This window comes from Burkholderia sp. YIM B11467, assembly GCF_052952715.1.
In genome coordinates this window covers 51,888-73,925 of sequence record NZ_JBQVSQ010000016.1, presented here as the reverse complement: position 1 = coordinate 73,925, position 22,038 = coordinate 51,888, and the positions used below count along the sequence as shown (strand labels likewise).

The following is a 22,038-nucleotide window of genomic DNA, read 5'->3' as shown; positions in this document are numbered from 1 at the left end:
GCCAATGGCCGTCAAACGACCGCCTTCCCCTGGTTCTCGTAGACGAAATCGACGATCTGCCCCATCGCCTTGAAATCGCCGCTGCGGAAATTCGCGGGCAGCGGCGGCAGCGCGTAGCGCGCGGTGATGCGCTGAATGATCTCGGTCTGCTTGACCGAGTCGATGCCGAGTTCGGCTTCGAGCTCGATTGTTTCGGAGAACACCTCGGCCGGATATTCCATCGCCTCCGCGTAGATAACGACGAGCTCCGAGAACAGTCGCTCGCGCGGTACGTGCGCGGGTTTCGCGGCCACCGCCGCGAGCGGCTCGTGGGGCGCCGACGGCGCCGGCACGGCCGTCAGCGCCGGCGCAGCCACGGCCGCAAGACGCGGCGCGGGCGCGCTGACCGGCTCTTCCGGTGCGAATGCGGCGGCGATCGACGTGGCATTCGGCGCGGCGCTCGCCGGCGTCGTGCCCGCCGCATCGAACGCGTGACGCAGTTCGCCCTTGAGCCAGTCGACGATGTGCGGTCCGCGCGCATGCCAGAACGCGTCGAAACCGAAGCCGGTATTGCCGATGCGAATATCGTCCTTCATGATGCTGTTCTCCTCGAAATAACGGGTGATCGTCGTGACGACGCTGGTTTCCTCTGTCGCGTTCGACGGGCCGCCGAACGTCCTGACCGTGCCGGGCCCGGCGATGCGCACGACGATTCGCGCCAGCGCGTTGAGCGCGCCGCATTCGACATAGCGCCCGATGCCGTCGGCGCACGCGGCGCGAATCGCATCGGCGAATCGCACCGGCAGCACGAAGTGCGACGCGAGGCGTGCGCCCGGATCGTCGGCGCCGCTGTAGCGGCGGCCGAGGATCGGCGAATACACAGGAATCGCGAGCGTGCCGTGGCGATACGCGGCAAGGCGCGCGGCGAACTGTTCGCGCGCGCCGGCCAGATCGGGGTGATGAAATCCATAGGGGGACCTGATCGTCTGCGCGGTCGTGCCGCGCGCCGCACACGCCGCGACGAAGCGTTCCAGCTCATCGCGCGGACCGGACACGACGGTCTGCGATGCGTGGTTCTCGACCGCGACGCACACGTTGCGCACCGCATGCGTCACGACGCTCGCATCGATCAGCTCGCGCGTCGCGTCGGCACCCGCGGAAATCGCGGCCATCATCCCGCCGGCCGGCGCCGCCGCCCGCAACGACGCGATCCGGTCGCAGACGATCCGCGCGCCCTGCTCGATCGAGTACATGCCGCCGCACACCAACGCCGCAATCTCGCCGAAGCTGTGCCCGATCAACACGTCGGGCACGACGCCGCGCGCCTGCAGCACGCCGAACATCCCGACCGACGCGCCGAAGATCCCGAGCTGCAGCAGATCGGGCGCTTCGCGCAGCCACGTGTCGAGCCCGGCATCGTCGCGCCACAGCGCGCCGGTCAGCGGGCGGCCGAGCCGCTCGCTCGCGACCGCGTCGATCGTGTCGAGCGTCTGCCGCACGCTTCGATGGTCGCGGCCAAGCTGCCGCAACGCGCCCGCATAGAACGCCCCTTGTCCCGGGAACAGGAACGCGCAGCCGCGCTGCCGCGCGTCGCCCGCGTCCGGTCCGGCGCCGCTCAACCCGCGTCGTTCCATAATCCCAATCTCCCAAGGCTTTCGGCCAGCTTCAGTCTCGCGATCCGCCACTTCGACACCGCGAGCACGCGCTGCCGGCGTGCGTCCGCCAGCGCCGACTGCGCGTTCAGCAGTTCCGTGAACGTGCCGACGCCGGCCTTGTAACGGCCGCGCGCGATGTCGAGCGAATGCAGCGCGGTGTCGAGAAGATGCCGCGAGTTGTCCAGGTTCGTCGTGTCGGTCTGCAGGCTCTGGTAGCTCTTCCACACGTCGAGCGACACCTTGAGTTCGGTGTTGCGCACGTCGGCTTCCTGCGCGTCCGCCTGCGCCTTCGCCTCGGCGACGCGGTAGCCGGATGCGAAACCTTCGAACAGCGGAATCGAGATCTGGATGCCGATCGAATTGCTGTGACTGCTCTGCAACTGGAACAACGATGCCTGCTGCTGGTATGACGGGTTGTTGCGCGCGAGGCTGCCCATCAGCGAAATCGTCGGCAGCGACTGCGCGCGCACCGCGCGAATCTGTTCGCGTGACGCTTCGAGCTTCTCGCGCGCGGCGATCAGCTTCGGGTGATGGCGCTTCGCTTCGGCAATCAGGTCGGCGACGCCGCGCGTGAAGTCGTCGCGATCGGGCGACGGCTCCGCATCGGCGATCCGCAGCGGCGTGTCGGCGTCGGCGCCCAGCGTCGTCGCGAGCGTTCCGATTGCGTTCTGCAGGTCGCCCTCGGCGCTGACGCGATCGAGCAACGCCTTGCGATACGTGGTCTGCGCCTGCAGTGCATCGCTCAGCGTGCCCGCGCCGCCGTCGTGCCGCGCGCTCGCCTCGGCCAGGCTTTCCTGAGCCGCATGTTCGACCGCCTGCGCCGCATCGAGCGCCGCCTGCGCGTCGCGCAACCCGTAAAACGCCTGCGCGGCATCGTAGAAGACGCTCTGCAACGCGTCGTCGTGCGCCGCGTTGGCGGCGCGCAGCAGCGCGCGCGCACGGTCGAGATTCGCGCCGCGCTTGCCGAAATCGAACAGCACCCAGCTCAGGTTGAGCATGCCGTAGCGGCTGGTGCTGCGCTGATCCTGCGAGAAGCCGCCGCTGTAGGCGGTCGTCACGTTGTCGCGCTCGATGCCCGCCGTCGCATTCAGCGTCGGCCAGTACGCGGCCTTCGACACGCCGACCTCGGCCGCCGCCGCGCGCGCATCCGACCACGTGCGGCTCAACTGCGGATGCGAGCAGATCGCCAGCAGGATCGCGTCCTCGAGCGCCAGCGGACGGTCGTCGGCATGCAGCGCGCCGCACGCGGTGGCCGACGCCATCGATGCTGCCGGCGTCGCCGCGACTTCATTGCGCGTTCCATACACGTCGAGCATCTGCGCACACGCAGGCGGCACGGATGCCGCGAGCGCGACGATGGCCAGCACGGTAGCGAGTCGGCGTTTCATCGCTCAACGCCCCGCGACCGGCGCGGCCGAGCCCGCGTCGTGCGTCGCCGCCGGCGCCGCGCCCGACGCACCGGCGGACGACCTGGCCGCCGCGGCCGCGCGCATCGCCGCGGTCGACTGGTCGAGCACGACCTTGCCGCCCTGCAGCATGATGACGCGCTGCGCGGACGCGATCGTCTCCGGCCGGTGCGCGACGATCAGCCGCGTCATCGCGAGCTGCGTGACGGCCGCGTTGACCTGCATCTCGCGCTGCACGTCGAGATGGCTCGTCGCCTCGTCGAGCACGAGAATGCCCGGTCGCTTGTACAGCGCGCGCGCCAGCAGCACACGCTGCTTCTGGCCGCCGGACAGCACGGTACCCATGTCGCCGACGAGCGTGTTGTAGCCCATCGGCATCGCGGCGATGTCGTCATGCACGGCCGCGATCCGCGCGCATTCGGCGACCCACCGCGGGTCCGCGTCCGGATCGAAGAAGCTGATGTTGTCGGCGATCGAGCCCGCGAACAGCACGTCGTCCTGCAGCACCGTGCCGACCAGCGCGCGCAGCCGCTCGATGCCGAGCCGGCCGACGTCGAGACCGCCGATCCGTACAGTGCCGCCCGTCGGCTCGTGAATGCCGAGCAGCACGCTGATCAGCGTCGTCTTGCCGCAACCCGACGGCCCGACGATCGCGACCGACTCGCCCGCCACGATCTTCGCGCTCACGCCGTCCAGCACGAGCGGCTCGCCGTCCGCGTAGCGGAACGACAGCCCGTCGATCTCGATGCTCGCGTCGAGCGCATCCGCTTCGCCCGGCACGTTGCGCACGCTCGCGCCGGGTTCCGCTTCCGCGAACACGATGTCGGCCAGCCGCTCGCCCTGGAGCTGCAGCATCTTGACTTCGAAGTACTTGTCGATCAGGCTGCCGACCCGGCTGTCGAACTGGTTCTTGTATGCGTTGAACGCCATCAGCACGCCGACCGTGAACTGGCCGTCCATCACCATCCGCGCGCCAAGCCAGATGATCAGCACGTTCTCGATGCCGAACAGCAGGCCGTTGAGCTGTTGATAGAAGATCTGCAGCTTCTGCACATGCAGGCCGGCATTGACCTGTTCGACCAGCAGCGTGATCCAGCTCGCGCGGCGCTCCGTCTGGCGGTTGAACAACTTGATCGTCTTCACCCCGCGCACCGTCTCGAGGAAATGGCTCTGCTGCTTGGCCGCGTGCACGATCTGGTCCTCGGTTGCGCGGCGCAGCGGGCCGTACCACAGCCACCGGACGAGCGCGTACAACGCCATCGTCGCCAGCGCGACGCATCCGAGCACGCGGCTGTACACGAACATCATCGCGAGCGTGACGATCGTCATCAACCCGTCGATCACCGCGCCGAGAAACGATGTGGTCAGCGTCTGCTGGATCGTGTCGATCGAGCCGAAGCGCGACACGACGTCGCCGAGATGGCGCCGCTCGTAATAGCGCACCGGCAGGCTCAGCAGGTGCGTGAACACGTTCGCGCGCCACTGGATGTTCAGCGTGACGCCGACATACATCAGCGCCCATGCGCGAATCGTGCCGGTCGCCTGCTGCATCAGCAGCAGCAGGCCGAACCCGAGCGCCAGTACCGTCAGCAGGTCGCGATCGGCGCTGACGATCACTTCGTCGATCACCCACTGCAGGAAGAACGGCTGCACGAGCATGAAGACTTCCAGCGCGATGGCCAGCACCAGGATCTGCGCGAGCGCGCGCGACAGCCCCGACACCGGGCCCAGCAGTTCGCGCAGCCTGACTGCCGGGCGCGCCGCGCGCGGCGCGAACCCGGAGGCCGGCCACAGCTCGAGCGCGACGCCGGTAAACGCGCGCGAAATTTCGGCGAGCGGCACCTTGCGGATACCGTGCGACGGATCGTGAATCGTCGCGGTCTTGCCGCTCACTTCCTTCAGCACGACGAAGTGGTTGAAATTCCAGTGCAGCAGGCACGGCAGGCGAAGCTGGCCGAGCTGAGCCAGGTCGAGCTTCACCGCGCGCGTGCCGAGCGCGAGGCGCTGCGCGACCTCGATCACGCGCCCGAGGCCCGCGCCCTTCAGCGAGACGGGAAATTGCCCGCGCAGCGTCGCGAGATCGACATGGTGGCCGTGAAAGCCCGCCACCATCGCGAGACACGCGAGCCCGCATTCGGCCGCTTCGGTCTGCAGGATCATCGGAAGCCTGGGGCCGAGGCCGAACGACAGTCGATCGAGTAATGCCATGCGCGACCTCGTCAGAGTTTGCCGGTCAGGCTGTAAAGCGGCTCGAGCACCCACTCGTACAGGCGCCTGCGTTCCTGCAGGATGTCCGCCTGCAGCGTCATGCCGGCCTGCAACGGTTGCTGCGCGCCATATGCGGTGACGTGCTGCGCGTCGAGCGCGACGATCACACGATAGAAGGTCGCGTCGCGCCCCTCGCCCGGCGTCGCCGCCGGGCCGCCGTCGTTCGCGAGTTCGGCCGCCGACAGCGCCGTGCGCGCGATCGACACGACCACGGCCCGAGACTGGCCGAACTTCTGGTATGGGAACGCCTGATAGCGGATCAGCACCGGCTCGCCGACCCGCACGAAGCCGATCGCCGTGCTCGGCACGAACAGATGCGCCTGCCAGCGCGCGCCGCCCGGCACGACACTCGCGAGCGGTCGCGACGGGTCGACCGACTGGCCGACGTCCGCAATCGCCGCCGTCACGACGCCCGTTTCCGGCGCGGTGACGACGATCCGGCGCTTCGCCTCGCTCTCGATCAGGTTCTGGTCGACGTCGATCACGTTGCGATCGATCTGCGCGAGCTGGTTCTGCTGCTTCAGGCCGAGGCCGGCCAGTTCGTTGTTCGCTTCCGTCAGCGACTGCGCCGTCGACGCGCGCTCGCGCAGCAGCCCGTTCAGCTTCGACTGCTGGTCGAGCAGGTCGGCCTCGCGCTGCTGCGCCTGATCCTTCGAAATGTAGTCCTGGGCCAGCAGGCCGCGATAGCGTTTCGCGCCGTCGGCCGCGATCGACGTGCGCAGCCGTTGCGCCGCGAGTTGATCGTCGAGCCGTGCGAGTTCGCCGCCCAGGTTCGCGATCTTCGCCTGTACCGTCGCGCGTTCGTCCTGCTGCAGGCTGCGCGTCTTGCCCATTTCCGTGAGCAGCGACGCCTTGCGCTGGCGCGCCTGCGCGATCAGCGCAGCCTGCGTGGCGCCTTCCGCCGCGCTCTGCAGGTCGGTGGACACCGTATAGAGCGTCTGGCCGCGCGCGACGTGCTGCCCCTCCTTCACGTCCCGCTCGACGACGATGCCCGGCTGCAGCGCATAGACCTTGACCAGCCCCGCATCCGGCATGACGATGCCGCTGACCGTCGTGCGGCGCGTATAGGTGCCGAACGAGAAGAACAGCAGCACGCAGACGGCCATCGCCACCGCGGCCGTCGCCAGCAGCGTCAGCGACACGGGGCGCACCAGCACGATCTCGCCCAGCGCGCCGGCGCGCTGAGCCTGTTGCGCTTCGTGCCGGAAGAGAGAAGTCGGGGTCGTCAAGATACGGGATTACGGACAGTCAGTTGGGTTCGACACATGCATCCCGGTTGCCGGGGAAGATCGCCGCGGCACACCGCTTCGGTGCCGCGGCGAGCGATTCACGCAATGGCGACGCGTGGCGCGCGATTGCGCGGAAATCGCATCCGGCTTACGCGTGCTGGCCGGTCAGCAGGCCGAGCAGCGTGTTACCCGTGCCGACGACAGCCGTCGTCAGTGCTTCGCCGACGTTGTACAGCGTCTGGCCGTACAGCTCGACCACGTTACCCAGCGTGTCGAAAATCGAGCCGCCGCTGTAGTAGCCGCCGGAAACTTGAGCGATTTCCTGCTGATTCAGTTCTTGCATTGCTTTTCTCCAGATTGAGAATGCTAGATAACCCATCTAGCGAGGCATCGAACCACGCCGCATCCGCGACGCAGGTCAATCACGTTAATAACTTAAATTTCATCTAACGGGATTACATTGATTCGCCATGCGCCACGAATCGATTCATTCAAGCGGCGTACGGCATCCACGCCAACAAAAAATGTGAATATATTTATTAAAAATATTGCCGCCATCGATCGGCATTCGACAGAAACATCCGCCGATACGTAGCTAATCCTCGCGATGCTGGACATCCGATTCAGCGCCCCGCAGCTCCAGACGTGCGGATACCATTGCGCGCTGGCGTTCCGACGCACTGCTCGCCATCAAGCAGAAGGAATACTCACCGGATAATTGATCGGCAATACATTTAAGCCAGATGCCGGTCACCGATTTAACCAAACATGACAAAACAGCCGCGCGACATCAGATGCTCCACATCAATATTTTTACGCACTGAATTCAACGGGCCAATCATCTGACACTTTCGCCCCTCTCTTTGTACGATACCGCACCATCGGGCAAACCCGCACTCCGAGGCCAATTGATGCTGTTTTTACGAGGAATGCGTTACTTGAAGTCGGCGATTGAATTCCCGCAGTTGATTCCGGGCAGCGGCCGTCCTCGCCGGACGGTCCCGGTGAAACCAATCAAATTCACGTGTAAATAAAACGTATGAATCGGCCACACGCGATGGCCGGGAGAACGAGCGAACCCGTTGTGTGGCGCCCGGCCATGTCGTTGCCCCGGTCTCGCGAAACGGGCGACGGTCGGTCAGCGCACGTCTTTTCGGCGGCCGGTTCAAGCGTATGCGCGCGCCGGGCCGTATGAAGGCCCCGGCGCGCGACCGCGCGTCAACCCGCCTGCGGTTTCGAGAGTTGGTCAGCGACCGGCAGGCTGCGGATGCGCGTGCCCGTCGCCGCGAAGATCGCGTTGGTCAGCGCGGGCGCGACGGGCGGCAGGCCCGGTTCGCCCACGCCGCCGAGCGGCGTCGCAAAGTCGTCCGGCGCGACCAGATGCACGCGGATTTCGCGCGGCGCCTCGTTCATCCTCAGCACCTGGAAGCCGTTGAAGTTGCTCTGTTCCGGATGGCCGTCCTTGAACGTGATCTCGCCGTGCAGCGCAATGCCGAGCCCCATCACCACCGCGCCCTCGAGCTGCGAGCGCACGCGTTCCGGATTGACCTGCGGCCCGCAATCGATCGCGATGTCGACGCGCGGCACCGAGATCCTGCCGTCCGCGCCGACCTGCACCTCGCACACCGCCGCCGTGTACGACACGAAGCTGCGATGCGCGGCGATCCCGAACCCATGCCCCTTCGGCAGCTTGCGCCCCCAGCCGGCCTCGCGCGCGACCGTCTCGACCACGCGCCGCAGCCGCCCGGTATCGACCGGATACAGCGCAGGGTCCTCGCCGTAGTTCACGTTCTTCACCGTAATATGCGGCTCGAAACGACGCGCGGGCCCGATCAGCTCGAGCAGGAAATCCTTCGGGTCGCGGCCGGCCGCGTGCGCCAGCTCCGATACGAAGCTCTGAATCCCGAACGCGTGCGGAATGTTGTAGACCGAGCGGAACCAGCCGATCCGCGTGTGCGCTTCCGCGGCCGGATTCTCGATCCGTACGTTCGGAATCGCGAACGGCAGGTCCGCGATCCCTTGCGCGAGCTCGCCCGGCTGCTCGTGCACGACACCGGCCCGGAAGGTCGACTGGATCGACGGCGCGACCGTGCGATGCTGCCACGCGACCACTTTCCCCGACGCATCGATCCCGCCGTCGAACGCTTCGAGCGACACGGCGTGGAAATAGTCGTGCGCGATGTCGTCCTCGCGCGTGAACGTCAGCTTGACGGGCGCGCCGACCGCCTTCGACAGCAGCGCCGCCTCCACCACGTAGTCGGGCTTCGATTTGCGGCCGAAACCGCCTCCGAGCAGCGTCACGTTGACCGTCACGCGCTCCGTCGGCAGTCCGAGCGCCTTCGCGAGCTCGTCGCGCGTGGTCTGCGGCGCCTGCGTGCAGGTCCACACTTCGCAGCGGCCGTCGGCCACGCGCGCGACAGCCGCGGGCGGCTCCATCGTCGCGTGCGCGAGATGCGGAATGTAGTACGTCGCGCGCACCCGTTTCGCGGCGCCGGCGAGTGCCGCCGCCGTGTCGCCGTCGTTGCGGATCACGTCGCCCGGCTGTGCGGCGGCCGCTTCGAGCGTCTTCCGATACGCGGCCGAGTCGTAACCCGCATTGGGCCCGCGCTTCCAGTCGATCTTCAATTGCGCGCGCCCCTGGATAGCCGTCCACGTGTCGCGGGCGACGACGGCCACGCCGCCGAGCGGCTGGAAGCCGGACGGCAGCGGCGTCGACGCGAGCTGCACGACCTTGACGACACCCCGTAGCTTTTCGGCGGCCGATGCGTCGAACGACGCCACCGTGTCGCCATAGGCCGGCGGCCGCGCGACGACCGCATACAGCATGCCGTCGAGCCGCGTGTCGATCCCGTAGCGCGCGCGGCCGCCGACGATGTCGCGCCCGTCGATCAGCGCCGTTTCGCCCTTGCCGATATAGCGGAATTCCGCCGGCGCTTTCAGCACCACGGTTGCCGGATCCGGCGCCGGCAGCGCGGCCGCTTTCGCCGCAAGCTCGCCGAAACCAAGCTTGCGCCCGCTCTTCGTATCGACGACCTCGTGCACCGTCGCCTTGACCTGGCGCGCGTCGACGCCCCACGCCGCGGCAGCGGCCTGCTCGAGCATCGTGCGTGCGGCCGCACCCGCGCGGCGCAGCGCGGCGAAGCTCTGGCGCAGGCTGCGCGAGCCATCGGTGTTCTGGTTGCCGTAGCGCGGCTCGTCGCCGACGGCCTGGGCGACCTTCACGCGCGCCCAGTCCGCACCCAGTTCGTCCGCCACCACCAGTGCGACGCTCGTGCGCACGCCCTGCCCCATCTCCGAGCGGATGCAGGTCACGGTGACGGTGCCGTCCGGTGCGATCGCAACGAACAGATGCGGATCGTCGCGCAGCCCGTGCGGCATCCCCGCGCCGCCATACTGGGGATTCGCGCTGACGGGCGGCTGCATCGGCGCGGCCGCACGCGCGAGCGACGGCACGCCGAATGCGAGCAGCAGCCCGCCGGATGCGAAGCCGAGCAGCAACGCGCGGCGGCTTTCGTTATGGACGGAGAGTTCGGGCGAGCTCATGCGGCACCTCCGCGGCGCACCGCCAGCCGGATCGCCGCGCGAATGCGCGTATAGGTGCCGCAGCGGCAGATGTTGCCGGACATCGCATCGTCGATGTCGGCGTCGGTCGGATGGGGGTTCGTCTTCAGCAGCGACGCGGCCTGCATGATCTGTCCGGACTGACAGTAGCCGCACTGCGCGACGTTCAGTTCCTGCCATGCCTGCTGCAGCGGATGAGTCAGGTCCGTCGACAGTCCCTCGATCGTCGTCACGCGCTTGCCGGAAGCGGCCGCGACCGGTGTGATGCACGACCGGATCGCAACGCCGTCGAGATGCACGGTGCACGCGCCGCACAGCGCCATGCCGCAGCCGAACTTGGTGCCGGTATGGCCGAGGACGTCGCGCAGATACCAGAGCAACGGCAGGTCGGGATTGCCGTCGAAATGCTGCTCGCTACCGTTGACGGTCAGCGTGATCATCGTTCACCTCCTGGTTGCGACGCCCGCACCGGGCAGGCATCGAGTGGGGATTCGAACGGCGCGGCGCACATTCCGAACGACCAGGTAGGCGTGGCGCCGTTTCGTGGACCGTGTCGCCTGCAAACACGATCGGGCGGATGCTGCAAACGATGTGGCCAGCCGGTTGCCTGCGCAACATTGCAACGACATCCCGGCCGGCCGCTCGTCCGCATGGATCGCCGCTCGCATTATCGAACCATTTGCGATTTGTCGTCGGATTGCGGCGATTCTGGAGTTTCAGGCAATTGGGGAAGGAAGTCGGCGGTCAATCGAACCGCCGCCGAGCAGCGCGACGCGAAGGGCTTCGATGTGATTTCAGGAGGGTGCGGAGCAGGTATTCCCCGGCTTATCCGTGCGTGGCACGACGCCGGGAAACGGACATTCCACGACTTCAATGTTGAGTTCGCGAGGAGATTCGCTCTGGCGCGCTACGACGTCGCGCGCGCCAAACAAGCCGGCCCGGTACGGTCGCGCAAACGCGAATGTCCGGCCTCTCGGCCGGACAGGTCCCTCGCGCGACGACACCGAACGATTCGGCCGCTACCGAACCGCCACGTTCATCGCGACCGCAACGCCTGCAACCCCAGCGTGAGCGCGTTATGCGGCATCTCCGCCGCGCCCATCGAAAAGCTCGTCGTCTTCGTGCTCGCGCCCGGCGTACGCATCAGCGCGTGGACGATCCGCTCGCTCGCATGGCCGTCGCCATACGGATTGCTCGCGCGCGCCATTTCCTCGTAGGCGCTGTCGCTGTCGAACAGCCGCGACGCCTCCCGCACGATCCGCTCCTGATCCGTGCCGACGAGTCGTGCGGTGCCGGCCTGGATCGCCTCGGGCCGCTCGGTCGTGTCGCGCGTGACGAGCACCGGTTTGCCCAGCGCCGGCCCTTCCTCCTGAATGCCGCCCGAATCGGTGATGATGAAATGCGCGCGCGACATCAGGAATACGAACGATAGATATTCCTGCGGTTCGATCAGGTAAATGTTCGGCACGCCGCCGAGCAGTGCGCGCGCCGGCTCGCGCACGTTCGGATTCATGTGCAGCGGATAGACGAACTGCGCGTCGGGATAACGATTTGCGAGCGTACTCAACGCCCCGCAGAAATTCCGGAACGGCTCGCCGAAGCTCTCGCGGCGATGGCCGGTAATCAGCACGACACGACGCTGCGGTTCGAGAAACGGAAAATTCCCGGCAACCTTTTCCGTCAGCGCGGTGGTGTGGTCCAGCATGCGTTTGACCTCGTGCAACGCATCGATCACCGTATTGCCGGTCAGCACGACGGCGCCTCCCGGCACGCCCTCGCTGAGCAGGTTGTCGCGTGCCTTCCCGGTCGGTGCGAAATGCCACGACGATACGGCATCGGTCACGCGGCGATTCAACTCCTCCGGCCACGGCGACCAGACATCGCCGCTACGCAAACCGGCCTCCACGTGCCCGACTGGCAAATAGCGGTAGAACGCCGCGAGACTGACCGCGAGTGTGGTCGTCGTATCGCCGTGTACCAGCACGACGTCCGGACGCAATTCGTCGAAGACCATACCGATCTCCTGAAGAATGCCGGTCGTCACGTCGGTCAGCGTCTGACCTTGCCGCATCAGGTTGAGATCGTAGTCGGGCTTGATGTCGAACAGCGTCAGCACCTGATCGAGCATTTCCCGATGCTGCGCGGTCACGCATACCCTGACGTCCACATCTGTTTGCGTCTTCAGCGCGCGCACCAGCGGCGCCATCTTGATGGCCTCAGGCCGAGTCCCGAACGCAAGCAAGATCTTTTTCATCGTTATCCTCGTTTAGCCACTTCGCGCTGATCGACCCTGCTTGCGGCGCGAAGCATGTATTCAGACGGCGCCTCCCGTACTCGCACGCGGTCAACACGTGGTGGTGTCGCGGGGCGAGCGCGCCGTCCTGTCCGCGCGGTCTCCGCCACGCGAATCGTCGTACTACCGGCGTCCCGTTGCACTTGATCAGTCACGTCATGAGTCGTTCCTCGCAGCGTCGAGCGTCACGTCCGTTCGTCACGCCTCTTCCAATACAGCAATAATCAAACCAGCCGCCCTGCGACCGGGCTCGGTTCGCACGGAACACATGGTGTACATGCGGTGCGTAACGGAATGTTTCACAACTGCTACGAGCGCTGCATCGCCGGGCGAACGCGACACGGACAAACCTCCGGTCGTGCGCGCGATCCGTCCGACGACGTCGTCCGATGAATGGCGAATTCGTGTCGATGGCCCATTGCGCATCGAAGCGCACGCATGCTGCGAAACGCTTTGCGTCGTCTCGATTCGCAACTTTTGTCTGTGCAGTGAACGGTACGCACTCGATCGCTCGGCCATGGTCAAGCACGCAGAATTTACCGATATACGGCGTCGTTCGCGTCACACGAATCGACGATCGGGAAATGTTGCGAATGTGTAACGCAAATCCGGAATCGGCGGTTGTATCGGAGTCCGGCCCATCCGGCGCAAGTGGAAGTCGGCACCGCGCCGGATTCTAGACAGATGCACACGCAACTAATTTCGCGTCGCGCATCAACCATGTAAAGCCCTGCCCGGCAAGGCAGAACAGGTTCAGCAGATGAATCGCCCGCTGCACAACGCGTGTGGGCCGCAATGCCGGCCGCGCGTGGTCGCCCCCCTTGCGCAAAAGCTGATTCGCAGGTGAATCAAAACACGCTGCTGCCACCCTGGCCGCACTCGCGGCCGGCCCTCCGCCCCTTGCTGTACGGGCCATCGCGGCCGATGGCTCACGCCTTGCTTAATACAGGACAGGTGCGTCCCGGAGCACTCGCACGACATCAGACAAACGGGGACGTCAAAGCAACGAGCCGGGAGGCGACACGACGCGTCCGCCTGGGGCAAAAGGCAGCCGCCCCTGCGCGACGAACGTGCCGCCGTTCCCCGTTGAAATCCGCGATCCGCGGGCCGCCTTCAAGCGCACATGCGACGAACCGGCTCGTGAGCACGAGGAGCGGCACCAGCCTCAAGTTCACCCGCGCCAGGGTGCACTGAGCCACAACGTCGACACGCTCGCCGGGCGCGACGCGGCCAACGCCGCGCCCGGAGACGATTGCGAAGGACCACCGCGCAGGAGCCCCCGATCATGAACCGGCCCGCGCTTTTCCCGACCGCACGCGCATGCGTGGCGGCCGCCGCCCGGCTGTGCCGTCGGTGGCGTGTCGCCTATTGGGTCGCCGCGTGCGGCTTCGCACTGCACGCGGGCGCCGCCGAGCTCCAGCTCAACGGGCTGTACCAACGCCCCGACGGGGCGATCACCGTGCGCCTGAACGGCGTCGGCATCGATCCGTATTTCGCCGCGAAAGCGCTGCTCGCCGCGTCCGATGCGCAGCTCGACGCACATCAAGCCGCACTCGCATGGATCGCCTGGCTGTTACCGCGCCAGCGTCTGGACGGCGGCTTCAATCGTTACTGTGTGAAGAACGGCCAGTACAACGCATGCGCCGAAGCGGATGCCGACGACGCGATGATGGCGACCTGGATCGAACTGCTCGCCCGCTTCGCGCCACCCGACGGCATGCCCGCCGCCTGGGAACTCAGCCTGAACCGTGCAGGCACGCATCTGGACACGCTGCTCGACAAGCCTACCGGTGTCTATCAGATCTCGTCGTCGCTGCACGTCGCGCTGCTGATGGACAACGTCGAGGTGCACAGCGCGTTCCAGGCGCTCTCGGCGTACTACCTCCGGCGCGCCGACTACACGCATGCCGGCCCGTGGAGCCAGCGCGCCGACCGGCTCGCGTCGGCCATCGTGAAGGTGTTCTGGCGCGGCACGCAATCCGGTTTTCGCGTCAGTACGGCGCAGGTCAGCGATACGAGTTTTTATCCGTCGAAAGTTGCGCAGATCTTCCCGCTCCTGTCCGGCATTCAGGTACCCGAACAATCCAACGAGACGATCTACGCGCAGTGGATGCAGAAGTACGGCAAGTCCTGGAAGCAACTTGCCGGCACCGATTATCCGTGGGGCTTGATCGCGCTCGTCGCGTTCAAGATGAACGACTGGGGCACGGTTGCCTGCTGGCACGCGCGATCCGGCCCGTACCGCCACGGCGCGCACTGGAACGTACTGGAGGAGTCGCTTTATCTGGCATTCGAGAGCCGGATGGCCGACCCCGTCGCACCCGCCCGATGCGGGTTCACGACGGCGGCGGCATCGGCAACCGCGTCGCGCTGATTCAAGGGTGCACGCGGTCCATGATGTTTAAAGGGAAGGAGACGTGTGATGTGTGGCATCGTCGGCGCGGTCGCGCAACGGGACATCGTCCCGATTCTGATTGAAGGTTTGCGCCGCCTCGAATATCGCGGCTACGATTCATGCGGCGTGGCGACGGTCGTCGACGGCCAGGCGCGCCGCGAGCGCAGCATGTCGCGCGTCGCCGATCTCGACGCGCACGTGCGCAGCGCCGGCCTGACCGGCAGCACCGGTATCGCGCACACACGCTGGGCGACCCATGGCGCGCCGGCCACCTGCAACGCGCATCCGATCTTTTCGCGCGACGAAATCGCGCTCGTGCACAACGGCATCATCGAGAACCACGAAACGTTGCGCAAGCAACTTTCTGACGAGCACTACGAATTCGACGGCCAGACCGATACCGAGGTCGTCGCCCACCTGATCCACAGCAAGTATCGCGGCGACCTGCTCGCCGCCGTGCGCGATGCGACGTCGCAGTTGCACGGCGCCTACGCGATCGCCGTGTTCAGCAAGCACGAGCCGCAGCGGCTGATCGGTGCGCGGGCCGGCTCGCCGCTCGTCGTCGGCGTGAAGGACGGCGAATGCTTTCTCGCGTCCGATGCGCTCGCGCTCGCCGGCATCACCGACCGCTTCATCTTTCTCGAGGAAGGCGACATCGTCGAGTTGACGCCGGGTGGCGTGCGTGTGCTCGATCGTCGCGGCGCACCGGTCGAGCGCGCGATACAGACCGTTTCCTCCGCGCAGGGCGTCGTCGAACTCGGGCCGTACCGGCATTTCATGCAAAAGGAGATTTTCGAACAACCGCAGGCCGTGGCCGCGACCATCCCCGATGCGGGGCTGTTCGATCCGGCCGTATTCGGCCCGGACGCCGCGCGGGCGTTCGAGCAGATCGACAACGTGCTGATTCTCGCGTGCGGCACGAGTCACTATTCCGGCCTGACCGCGCGCCGCTGGCTCGAAACGATTGCGCGTTTGCCCGCGCAGGTCGAGATCGCGAGCGAATACCGTTACAGCGATGCGCTCGCGCTCCCGAACACGCTGGTGGTGAGCGTGTCGCAATCCGGCGAAACCGCCGACACGCTCGCCGCGCTCAAGTACGCGCAGGCGCTCGGCCATATCGATACGCTGGCAATCTGTAACGTGCCGACCAGCGCGATGATGCGTCAAACCGGCCTGCGCTTCCTGACGCGGGCCGGCCCTGAAATTGGCGTCGCATCGACCAAGGCGTTCACGACGCAGCTCGTCGCGCTGTTCATCCTCGCCGTCACGCTCGGGCGGCTGCGTGGCTACGTCGACGACGCGCAGCTCGCGCGCTACACGATGCAACTGCGACGCCTGCCCGCCGCGCTCGACGACGTGCTCGGGCTGGAACCGCAAATCGAGAGCTGGGCGGCGGAATTCGCGCAGCACGAGAACGCGCTGTTTCTCGGGCGCGGGCTGCACTACCCGATCGCGCTCGAGGGTGCGCTGAAGCTGAAGGAGATTTCGTATATCCACGCGGAAGCGTATCCCGCGGGCGAGCTGAAGCACGGGCCGCTGGCGCTCGTGACCCACACCATGCCGGTCGCGACGATCGCACCGAACGACTCGCTGCTCGAGAAGCTCAAGTCGAACATGCAGGAAGTGCGGGCGCGCGGCGGGCAGCTTTACGTGTTCGCCGATGCCGATACGCGGATCGACAACGGCGAAGGCGTGTCGGTGCTGCGAATGCCGGATTACTACGGGCTGTTGTCGCCGATCCTGCATGTGGTGCCGTTGCAGTTGCTCGCGTATCACGCTGCGTGCTTGCGCGGCGCGGATATCGACAAGCCGAGGAATCTGGCGAAATCGGTGACGGTGGAGTGAGGGGGTTGTGTGACTTGGGTGGACCGGTGATGGTCTTCAAGGGATCAAGCTGGCCCGCCCTACACGATTCGAACGTGTGACCTACGGCTTAGAAGGCCGTTGCTCTATCCAACTGAGCTAAGGGCGGTCGAGGAGAAAAGACACGGCCTGACACGGACCGCGTTTCGCGTGCGACTTCGAGCGACAGCACAGCACCGCCAAACTCGAAGCCCCGAAACAAAACGGGCCCGGCATGGAGCCGAGCCCGAAATTATACCCGATCATCGCGCCAGATCATGCGAGACCGGCCATCGCAACATCAAACCGGCTGCGGATGCAGCATGAACCAGCCGAGACAGAACACGCCGGCAATCACGCAATACACGCCGAACGACGCGAGCCGGCCGCGCCCCTCGAAATAGCGCATCAGGAACCGCACGCTCAGATACGCGGCGATCGCCGTCAGCACGCCGCCGAGCAGCGCATCGGCGAGCTGGTCGCGCGCATGGAACAGCTTCGGCAGTTCGAGCACGCCCGCCGCGAAGATGATCGGCGTGCCGAGCAGGAACGAGAATTCCGCGGCCTTCTCCGCCGTCAGCCCGGCGGCATTGCCGGCGATCATCGTCAGCCCGCTGCGCGAGAAACCCGGAATCAGCGCGCCGATCTGCGCGAGGCCCACGAAGAACGCCTGCTTGAACGTCATCTTCTCGGGCGCCTGATGCGCGCGGCTGCGCTGGATGCGATCGCCGAGCCACAGCAGCACACCGTTCACGATCAGCGCGATCGCGACGATCCGCAGGTCGTGAAACACGCGCTCGATGCGCTTCTCGAGGAGCAGCCCGACGATACCGGTCGGGATCGTGCCGATGATCAGCGCCCACATCAGGTGTCCGTCGTCGTTCTTGCGCCCGCCGAGCTGCGCGAAGAAGCCGCCGATCAGCGCGATCCAGCGCGCGCGGAAGTACCACAGCAGCGCCAGCGCGGTGCCGAGGTGCAGCGCCACGAGGAACGGCAGCAGCTGCGGCGCATGCTTGTCGATGTGCATGCCGAACAGCGCCGGCACGAGCAGCGTATGGCCAAGGCTGCTGACGGGGAAGAGTTCGGTGACGCCCTGCAGGACGCTCAGGAATACCAGAAACCAGAGGCTCACGCGTCGGTCCTTTTAGTGAAGATTAAGCGGGAAGAATGACGGACGACGCGATGCGCGTCCGAAAAAAACGCGCCCCGATTATGCCGAGCCAGGATTACTGCGCCAAGGCATTTGGCCGGATATTGCGGCAATGCACACAAACGCTTGCAATTTGTAAGCGCACAGAAAGCAAAAAGCCCGCCATTTGCATGGCGGGCCTTTCGACTTCGGCAGGAATTGCCGTCAGCGGCCGAGCTGGTAGAAAAATAATACCGTGCTGCCGGTGAACATGCCGAACAGTGCGAGTCCCATTGCCATTGCCAGATCCATGGCGCCTCCTCGAAGTGTCATGACCCGGCAACTTCACCGGTTTAGATGCATTATCCGGACCGTTGACATTGTCAAAAACTCGCAATTTCCCGAGAAGGGTTTTCCCCAACCGGCCGCGGCCCGATAATGGAGCGCGCCGTGCCCCGTCCACCCGCCCAACCCGATTCGCCATGCCGATCTTCCAGCAACACGACATTCACGAACTTCACGCCGGCCCGTCGCTCGTCCGGGTCGCCCCGCAATTCGGCGGCCGCCTGCTGTCATGGGACATCGACGGCGAACCGGTCATCTTCTGGCCGGAAACGGCCGACTGGAGCAACCTCGCGCGCGTGCGCGGCGGCAATCCGCTGCTGTTCCCGTTCCTCGGCCGCCACCGCGTCGACGGCGAAATCGGCCGCTGGCGCGACGCCGCTGGCGTGGTCCGCGACCTGCCGATGCACGGCTTCGCGCGCGACCTGCCGTTCGCCGCGCAACCGTCGGCCGACGGCACCGCGTTGTCGATGACGCTCGACGCGAACGACGCGCTGCGCGCGAGCTACCCGTTCGATTTCCGGTTCGAGACGACCTACCGGCTGGCCGACGCGCACACGCTCGACGTCGCGCTCACGACGACCAATCGCGGCGACACGCCGCTGCCCTACTACGCCGGCCACCATTTCTATTTCGCGTTGCCGCATGGCGAACGCGCCGAAACCACGCTCGAGCTGCCGCCGACGCGCCGCTGCGCGCAGCGCGCGGACGGTTCGATCAGCACGCCCGAGCCGGGCGAAGCCCGTTACCGCCTCGACAATCCGGACATCCTTGACCGCTTCCACTGCCTCGACGGCGAGCCGTCCACGCCGGTGCGCATCGTGATGCCGGGCCGCCGCCGCACGATCGAGATCGCGCTCGACGTGCCGGGCTCGATCCCGTGGTACGCGGTCACGACCTGGACCGAAAAACCGGATTCAGACTTCTACTGCGTCGAGCCGTGGCTCGGCCTGCCGGATGCGATCCACAACGGTCTCGGGCTGCGCATGCTCGCGCCGGGCGCGACCGAAACGGCCACGTTGCGGATTCGCGTCCTCCCGCTCGCCGGCTGATACGCAGCGCGCCGAACCGGCGCGCGACGGCGCCGACAACGGCCCAAACTGCGGTGTGCGGGTCGAACCCGTTAAAATCGGACGTTTTGTGTTGCCTGCCGCGTCATGAGCGGCAGGGTTTTGCGAGGTTCAATGTTCGGAACAACAACGAAGCGACTCTTCGCAGCCGCCTGCGCCGCTCTGCTCGTCGCGTGCGGCTCCGCCCCCGTCGGCCCCGGGTTCTATCGCGTCGAGCGCGGCGACACGCTCTACAAGATCGCGCGCGACAACCGCACGTCGGTACAGAACGTCGTGCGCTGGAACCAGATGGCGAACCCCGATGCGATCGAAGTCGGCCAGGTGCTGCGCGTCGCGCCGCCGCCCGGCACATCGACCGCGTCGACGCCGTCGACCACCGGCACCGGCAGCGCGGGCCGCGCCCGCCCTGCACCTTCCGCGCCGGTCGAATCGGCCGTCAAGCCGGCCACGAGCATCGCGCTGATCTGGCCGGCGGCCGGTAATGTGGTCCGCACGTTCGACGGCTCGAAATCGAAGGGCATCGACATCGCGAACTCGCCGGGCACGCCGGTGGTTGCGGCTGCGCCGGGCGTCGTGGTCTATGCGGGCAACGGGCTGCGCGGCTACGGCAACCTGATCATCCTCAAGCACAACGCCGACTACCTGACCGCCTACGCGCACAACCGCGCGCTGCTGGTGAAGGAAGGACAGTCGGTCACGCAGGGGCAGTCGATCGCGGAGATGGGCAACAGCGACAGCGATCGCGTCGCGCTGCATTTCGAGTTGCGTTACGGCGGCCGGTCGATCGATCCGTCGCGCTACCTGCCGGCGCGCTGAGCGCACGGCAATCGACAAGCGACACGCGATGCCGGCGCGCATCGCGTGCCGTCGCGGCGAAAAACGGGAAAGGTCGAGTCAGCGCTTGCGCAGACGTCCGGTGAAACGGCCGGACAACGGATCGACGTGACGAGCGAACGCTACCAGCACACCGATTCCGATCAGGCTGAACCCCGCAGCTATCAGGAGTAAATCCATGGTCACATCACTGTTTTGTTGTGATCTTATGCGTCATTGTGGAATCGTGCACTGAGCCGTGGCCATTGGACGAGTCCGAATATTCCCTATCAGCAGACACCATTGTGGATTCGTCTGCGTGAAACCCTGATGTAATCCGTTCGCTCGACCCCACGTCGAACACCCAGGAGACACGCGATGCTGCCCGCCGCAAACCGCTACGACGACCTGCTCTCCCGCTTCACATGGGGCGTTCCGGCGCGCTACAACATCGGCGTGGACGTCTGCGACAAATGGGCCGACGGCAGCGGGCGCCTCGCGCTGATTCACGAAACGGCGCAAGGCGAGGTTTTCCGCATCTCGTTCGACGACCTGAGGAATGCTTCTAACCGGCTCGCGAACAGCTTTGCGCGCGCCGGCGTGCGACGCGGCGACCGGATCGGCATCTTTCTCGCGCAGGGCCCCGAAACGGCCGTTGCGCACCTCGCCGCGTACAAGCTCGGCGCGATCGCGGTACCGCTCTTCACGCTGTTCGGCGTCGATGCGCTCGAATACCGGCTCGCGAACAGCGAAGCGGCCGCGCTCGTGACCGACGCGGCCGGCTACGCGAAAATCGCGCCGCTGCGCGCGCAACTGCCGGCGCTGCATACCGTCTACTGCATCGGCGACGATGCGCCCGATGCACCGGGCGTGCTGCGCTACGACGCGGCGCTCGCCGCCGAAACGCCCGATTTCGTGCCGGCCGACACGGCCGCCGACGATCCGGCGGTGATCATCTATACGTCCGGCACGACGGGCAAACCGAAAGGCGCGCTGCACGCCCATCGCGTGCTGCTCGGCCACCTGCCGGGCGTCGAGATGTCGCAGCAGTGCTTCCCGCGCGACGCGCGCCTGTTCTGGACGCCCGCCGACTGGGCATGGATCGGCGGCCTGCTCGACGTGCTGCTGCCGTCATGGCATCACGGCGTGCCGGTGCTCGCCCGCCGCTTCGAGAAGTTCGACGGCGACGCGGCATTCGCGCTGATGGCACGGCACGGCGTCACCCACGCGTTCCTGCCGCCCACCGCGCTGAAGCTGATGCGCGCCGTCCCGGCACCGCGCGAACGCTACGCGCTGTCACTGAAATCGGTCGCGAGCGGCGGGGAATCGCTCGGCACCGAGCTGACGGCCTGGGGACGCGACGCGCTCGGCGTGACGATCAACGAGTTCTACGGGCAAACCGAGTGCAACATGGTGCTGTCGTCGTGCGCGGCGCTGTTCGATGCGCAGCCGGGCGCGATCGGCAAGGCGGTGCCCGGTCATGCGGTCGCGATCGTCGACGCGGACGGCACGCCGCTGCCGCCCGGCGTCGAAGGACGCATCGCGGTGCGCCGCCCCGACCCGGTCATGTTCCTCGAATACTGGCGCAACCCCGGCGCGACGCGCGACAAGTTCGCGGGCGACTACCTGCTCACCGGCGATACGGGCGTCATCGACGCCGACGGCTTCGTGCGCTTCGTCGGCCGCGACGACGACGTCATCACCAGCGCCGGCTACCGGATCGGCCCGGGCCCGATCGAGGACTGCCTGCTCACGCATCCGGCGGTACGAATGGCGGCCGTCGTCGGCGTGCCCGACGCGACGCGCACCGAGATCGTCAAGGCGTTCGTCGTGCTGAACCCCGGCCACGTCGGCGACGAAACGCTCGTCCGCGCGCTGCAGGAACATGTGCGCACGCGGCTCGCCGCGCACGAGTATCCGCGCGCGATCGCGTTCGTCGACAGCCTGCCGATGACCGCGACCGGCAAGATCGTGCGCCGCGCGCTGCGCGACGCGTAAGCTGCCCACCGCCTCGCCGCCCGCCCGGCCGGATGGTTTATAGTGGCGCCACGCAGTC

14 protein-coding genes and 1 tRNA gene are annotated in these 22,038 nt (G+C 66.6%); 5 read left to right on the top strand and 10 right to left on the bottom strand.

What is annotated here, in order from left to right; translation table 11 throughout:
• Positions 1-11: 11 nt before the first annotated feature.
• From ACTRWB_RS35015 to wecB, 8 genes are all read right to left on the bottom strand, one after another.
• Positions 12-1,613, bottom strand: coding sequence for an acyltransferase domain-containing protein (locus tag ACTRWB_RS35015; protein WP_446904552.1), 1,602 nt, complete (start codon positions 1,611-1,613; stop codon positions 12-14).
• Positions 1,595-3,022 carry a TolC family protein gene (locus tag ACTRWB_RS35010; RefSeq protein WP_446904551.1) on the bottom strand — a complete coding sequence of 476 codons (1,428 nt, stop codon included), beginning with the start codon at positions 3,020-3,022 and terminating at the stop codon, positions 1,595-1,597. The genes ACTRWB_RS35015 and ACTRWB_RS35010 overlap by 19 nt, the downstream gene beginning before the upstream one ends.
• Positions 3,023-3,025: 3 nt before the next feature.
• Complete coding sequence (locus ACTRWB_RS35005) at positions 3,026-5,248, bottom strand: peptidase domain-containing ABC transporter (protein ID WP_446904550.1); 2,223 nt, start codon at positions 5,246-5,248, stop codon at positions 3,026-3,028.
• Between the two features lie 11 nt (positions 5,249-5,259).
• The gene (locus ACTRWB_RS35000; protein ID WP_446904549.1) at positions 5,260-6,537 is read right to left on the bottom strand and encodes an HlyD family secretion protein; all 1,278 of its coding nucleotides are present in this window, start codon (positions 6,535-6,537) and stop codon (positions 5,260-5,262) included.
• A gap of 148 nt (positions 6,538-6,685) precedes the next feature.
• On the bottom strand, positions 6,686-6,880 hold the full coding sequence (locus ACTRWB_RS34995) for a hypothetical protein (RefSeq protein WP_129514256.1): 195 nt from the start codon (positions 6,878-6,880) through the stop codon (positions 6,686-6,688).
• An 875-nt stretch (positions 6,881-7,755) separates the two neighbouring features.
• A complete protein-coding gene (locus ACTRWB_RS34990) occupies positions 7,756-10,080 on the bottom strand; it encodes a molybdopterin cofactor-binding domain-containing protein (protein ID WP_446904548.1) in 2,325 nt (774 codons plus the stop codon).
• Positions 10,077-10,538, bottom strand: coding sequence for a (2Fe-2S)-binding protein (locus tag ACTRWB_RS34985; RefSeq protein ID WP_048244327.1), 462 nt, complete (start codon positions 10,536-10,538; stop codon positions 10,077-10,079). Before ACTRWB_RS34985 ends, ACTRWB_RS34990 begins: the two co-directional genes overlap by 4 nt.
• 596 nt (positions 10,539-11,134) lie before the next feature.
• Complete coding sequence (wecB, locus tag ACTRWB_RS34980) at positions 11,135-12,352, bottom strand: non-hydrolyzing UDP-N-acetylglucosamine 2-epimerase (RefSeq protein ID WP_446904547.1); 1,218 nt, start codon at positions 12,350-12,352, stop codon at positions 11,135-11,137.
• Between the two features lie 1,324 nt (positions 12,353-13,676).
• Between wecB and ACTRWB_RS34975 the strand changes: the two genes are divergently transcribed.
• Complete coding sequence (locus ACTRWB_RS34975; RefSeq protein ID WP_129514252.1) at positions 13,677-14,765, top strand: hypothetical protein; 1,089 nt, start codon at positions 13,677-13,679, stop codon at positions 14,763-14,765.
• A gap of 48 nt (positions 14,766-14,813) precedes the next feature.
• Positions 14,814-16,631, top strand: a complete 1,818-nt coding sequence (glmS, locus tag ACTRWB_RS34970; RefSeq protein WP_446904546.1) for a glutamine--fructose-6-phosphate transaminase (isomerizing) — start codon at positions 14,814-14,816, stop codon at positions 16,629-16,631.
• 50 nt (positions 16,632-16,681) lie between these two features.
• On the opposite strand, the gene ACTRWB_RS34965 is transcribed toward glmS, so the two are convergent.
• Both ACTRWB_RS34965 and ACTRWB_RS34960 read right to left on the bottom strand, forming a co-directional pair.
• Positions 16,682-16,758 (bottom strand) — tRNA-Arg (locus ACTRWB_RS34965).
• Between the two features lie 171 nt (positions 16,759-16,929).
• A complete protein-coding gene (locus tag ACTRWB_RS34960; RefSeq protein WP_021157259.1) occupies positions 16,930-17,760 on the bottom strand; it encodes an undecaprenyl-diphosphate phosphatase in 831 nt (276 codons plus the stop codon).
• Between the two features lie 479 nt (positions 17,761-18,239).
• Here ACTRWB_RS34960 and ACTRWB_RS34955 point away from each other — a divergent pair, with 479 nt between their 5' ends.
• From ACTRWB_RS34955 to ACTRWB_RS34945, 3 genes are all read left to right on the top strand, one after another.
• Positions 18,240-19,151: an aldose epimerase family protein gene (locus ACTRWB_RS34955; protein WP_446904545.1), complete on the top strand. Its 912-nt coding sequence runs from the start codon at positions 18,240-18,242 to the stop codon at positions 19,149-19,151.
• A gap of 132 nt (positions 19,152-19,283) precedes the next feature.
• On the top strand, positions 19,284-19,985 hold the full coding sequence (locus ACTRWB_RS34950) for a peptidoglycan DD-metalloendopeptidase family protein (RefSeq protein ID WP_048244340.1): 702 nt from the start codon (positions 19,284-19,286) through the stop codon (positions 19,983-19,985).
• A 375-nt stretch (positions 19,986-20,360) separates the two neighbouring features.
• Positions 20,361-21,980 carry an acyl-CoA synthetase gene (locus tag ACTRWB_RS34945; RefSeq protein ID WP_446904544.1) on the top strand — a complete coding sequence of 540 codons (1,620 nt, stop codon included), beginning with the start codon at positions 20,361-20,363 and terminating at the stop codon, positions 21,978-21,980.
• The last annotated feature ends 58 nt before the right edge of the window (positions 21,981-22,038 follow it).